Genomic DNA, 3,630 nt, shown 5'->3' on the forward strand with positions numbered 1-3,630 from the left:
ATCATTCATTTGATCGATCTTACCGCCAATATTTTGATTCATATTATTCACGGCGACGATCAGATTTTTGAGATGGTCTGCTGCCGTATCCAGCCGAGAATCCGTCTCTCCTCTATCCACCAGCTTATAGAACCGATTGACGTCGTCCCTTGGGGTGGAATACTCCTTCTCTATGCTGGATACATCAATCAGGGTATTCTTGATGCAGATGGCCTCTTCAAACCACTTCAGCTTATCCTCATCCCCTTCGGCTATGATCTTGACCCGGCCATCATCCAGGTTCTCAACCGTCCCCTTCAATCCCAGCACCCGGGCTATATCCGTGACCCTGGCACGGTATCCCCTCTGATGCACGTTGCCCGAGACATAGGCAGTAAGCCTCTTCATCAATATGAGGATTTTATGCTCTTTGTATATGATTATATCGTCTTGCCTGAAAAATCAATGCAAAGTGATGGATGAAGGGCATGGCCGAGGGTTCGGACCCGGAGCGTTCTCGGGGCGCTAAGATGATATAAATAAAGTGCAAACAAAGCCATGGGAGCCTGCTTGTATTAATACATCCGGGCATCATAAACATGAGGAGAATACATGAAGATATCAGCGTTAATACCGATTGGCATGGTCTTTATAATGATTATAGCAGCCCTGACCATCAGCGCATCAGCTGGGTGCTCAACTTGTTCTAAGGAAGGGGACTGGACCCTAAGCGCAACCAGCTTCCTGGAGGGTATTCCCATTAATGAAACCCAACAGGATTATGGACCAAAGGCAACGCGCATGACCACTTCTCAGTTTGAGAAAGAATCCGGGGCAGAGAAGGAGAACCCAGAAGGCACAGCAATTGCCGCTCCCGCTCAGATTGAACCCACTGCTAACACGGGTTCCGGGCCAGCTATATTCCTGGTGAGCATCAATGCCGATCCGATAAATGTGACAGCAGGCAGCACCGTCAATATCACTGCTTTGCTTGCCGCCGCTGGTGATGGACTGACTACAAGCGACAATAATAGCACTTCTGACAGCCAGAGCAGAATCACCGCCAGCGCCACTATAATTAATTCTACAGGCATCAATTCGGGAAATGCGGTCTTGATCAAGGGCTCTGGGAATGAGTATACCGGCATTTGGAATGCCAATGTCCCTCCAGGCAAATACAGCGTCAACGTGTCTGCCGCATCATTGCAGGGAAGTGAGACCTTCAATGGTGTTCTGCAGATAAATGTGCTCGAATAGGGCCTTGAGGCCATGCGGGTGGCAGGCCCATTAAAGAAGCTCGGATAACATCCGCCTTCGAGGCAGATCGGTCTCCATAAGACGAAACTTGGGACGGAGCCTTCCCCTGAATTTGCTCCAGGTGAAGAGGAGGATGGTGTTGGCGCTATCCGTCTCCATTTGTTTATTTTTCAGGCTCTCCAGATCCTCTTTCTCCTCTGCTGTCAGGTCGATATCGAACTCTCTGCCGGTCTTCCAGTTGAAAAGTCGGGCCAGAAATATAGTTCGAATGTGCTCCTGTCTACCTCTGGAGAGCTCCTCTTCGGCAAACAGATCTGCAGCATACTCCACCGGGCTTTTTATCCTCTGGCACTTCTCATCCGGCTGGCATAGCTCAAGATCCTCAATGCCCAGGTCGGGATAGCCCTTGCTCTGCCGCTGCATAGTCTCGCACTTTGGGCAGTTCATATTCCCAAACCATTTCCTGTAGATCCTCTCCTCTGTAGATATAGCACCCCGCCAGAGGGATCCTGCCTCCTTTTCGTTCCAACCGCATTGGCCCAGGAATGAGGCCAGGATCGCTCCTCTCCTGTGCATTCCCTTTTCGCCTCCAGGCCCTCTAATTATATTCTTTATGCAAGGAGGGAATTCGCTGGCTGAAATTGCATTTAAAGAGATCCAGATCGTCTCCTCATGCTCTTCTATTGCCAGCACTGATATGGGAATCTCCTCCTCGACCTTGGCAGAAGGATGTGATCTGGGTGGTGGTGGCATTTTCTGCTCAATCTCTTCTCATTCTCGCTTGTGGCCTCCCTCGAAGTAATCGTGGGTATCCTTATCCGGCCGGGCCTCCTGAGGTGCGGGGACCAGACCCTTTTCCACCTCATAGCTCATCCTCTTCTTGAGAATGCACCCTCCTTTGCGCAGCCCTCCTAACGGATTTTTGGGAGTGCCCATGGAGTTCATGCATCGAGCCATCACCGCTGCTCCTCTGGCCAGGCCATCGTCCACGAAGACCACATTTCTGTCCGTATGATCATACAGCCCGAGCTTATCTATCTCCTCTAAGATCAGGCGGGGCTTGTTGCCTGTGATACCCGCCCTACCGGTCACACCAATGGCGGTCTTGCCGGTGACTATGCCCTCCTCGACCCCAACCTGGACCAGCCTGCGGGCCACCCGGGCCATGGCCAGATCCAGAGCGCCAAAGAGTACCTTCAGATCTCGGCTTTTGGCGCTATTGATATCCGCGCCGATTCCGGAGAGCTTCTCCAGGTCGCTGCCGTTTACCCCCACGTCACAGCCGATGAGGACCACATTGTTCTTGGCCGCTGCATCTGGATTCACCGGAACGAGGCCGTATTTTTTGCGGTTTAATGGAACCTTTTCGATGATCACCAGCTCGTCAATCCGGTCGGCATAGGCCTGGGCCTCCTTTCCATAGTCGGGCTTCAGGCCAGCGTCGAATATGTCCAGGGTCGCCCCTATCTTCCTGTCCACCAGCCCTGTGCCCTGGACCACGGCATCAGGTATGGCACCAGCGAGGCCCAGTAGGTTGCCAATGGTATGGGCATAGGGCAGCTCTTCGCTCGTCACCCTTCCGTCCAGGGTGGTGCCGAAGTCCATAGAGAGGCAGGGGTTTCGAAAGTCCACATCTGTCCAGCGGCTGCCCTCCTTGATTCCGGCGGTGGCAAGCTCTCCTTCCATCTCGTTGGCCACCACCTCTACTCCGGTGGACCCCTGGGGCGGGAAGCAGGAGGCCACCGCTCCCATGAAGATGACCTTCTCGATCATGGTATATCTCTTGAACTTCTCCAGGATGTTGTGTATGCTCATCGCCGGGGTCATGAGCCGGGGAGGGACGCCGGCATCGAGGCAGCCCTGGGCCAGGGCTTGAATGAATATTCCTACCTGCTCGGGAGAGTCCAGCTCGGCCACTACACCGGTTGAGCGCACCACGAAGTTCAGATCGGTCTTGATGTCCAGCCGAGCTCTATCGTGGCTCTCGATCAGGGTGTTTTTCACCAGCTCGGCAACGGACTCCTTGGTGAGGGGCGTGCCATTGATGGTATGGGCAAAGATCTCTTCTCCTGGTTTTGGTGGCCTCACATCTCTGGTCATCTTTACCGTCTTGTTCACGATGTAGGTCTTGCCGGTATTCAGATCGGTAGCAGTGAGTATGCTCTTAGTGGTGGTATTGCCCACCTCCACCGAGGCCACGATGTAGAAGGGCTTGCTCCTCAGATCCAGGTAGTTGAACGGCGGGCTTTCCGCTATGCGTGGTTTCATTTTCGGCTTGAAGAGGCGACCGAGGTTCATGGCAGAAAAGAGAGCGCTGGAGACATTAAAGCTTTGGGTTGAGGGATCAAAATCCCAGATGCGCTAAAAGGATGCTCTTCTCCCGATTATGTGGGT

At 53.1% G+C, this 3,630-nt stretch carries 4 protein-coding genes; 1 reads left to right on the forward strand and 3 read right to left on the reverse strand.

Translation table 11 applies throughout. The features are described 5' to 3' along the window. On the reverse strand, nucleotides 1–387 hold a 387-nt coding region (locus BP822_RS06770), incomplete at its 3' end, for an acylphosphatase (RefSeq protein ID WP_286858380.1). A 204-nt stretch (nucleotides 388–591) separates the two neighbouring features. On the opposite strand from BP822_RS06770, the gene BP822_RS06775 reads away from it, so the two are divergent. After that, the gene (locus tag BP822_RS06775) at nucleotides 592–1,236 is read left to right on the forward strand and encodes a hypothetical protein (RefSeq protein WP_013720245.1); all 645 of its coding nucleotides are present in this window, start codon (nucleotides 592–594) and stop codon (nucleotides 1,234–1,236) included. A 30-nt stretch (nucleotides 1,237–1,266) separates the two neighbouring features. On the opposite strand, the gene BP822_RS06780 is transcribed toward BP822_RS06775, so the two are convergent. Together BP822_RS06780 and BP822_RS06785 are read right to left on the reverse strand one after the other, a co-directional pair. Beyond that, nucleotides 1,267–1,989 (reverse strand): hypothetical protein, encoded by a 723-nt coding sequence (locus BP822_RS06780; protein ID WP_013720244.1) that lies wholly within the window; start codon nucleotides 1,987–1,989, stop codon nucleotides 1,267–1,269. A gap of 18 nt (nucleotides 1,990–2,007) precedes the next feature. Continuing rightward, on the reverse strand, nucleotides 2,008–3,534 hold the full coding sequence (locus BP822_RS06785) for a methanogenesis marker 14 protein (protein ID WP_286878021.1): 1,527 nt from the start codon (nucleotides 3,532–3,534) through the stop codon (nucleotides 2,008–2,010). Nucleotides 3,535–3,630: the final 96 nt, after the last annotated feature.

It is taken from the genome of Methanosaeta sp. UBA458, from assembly GCF_002496085.1.
GTDB classification, from domain to species: domain Archaea; phylum Halobacteriota; class Methanosarcinia; order Methanotrichales; family Methanotrichaceae; genus Methanothrix; species Methanothrix soehngenii.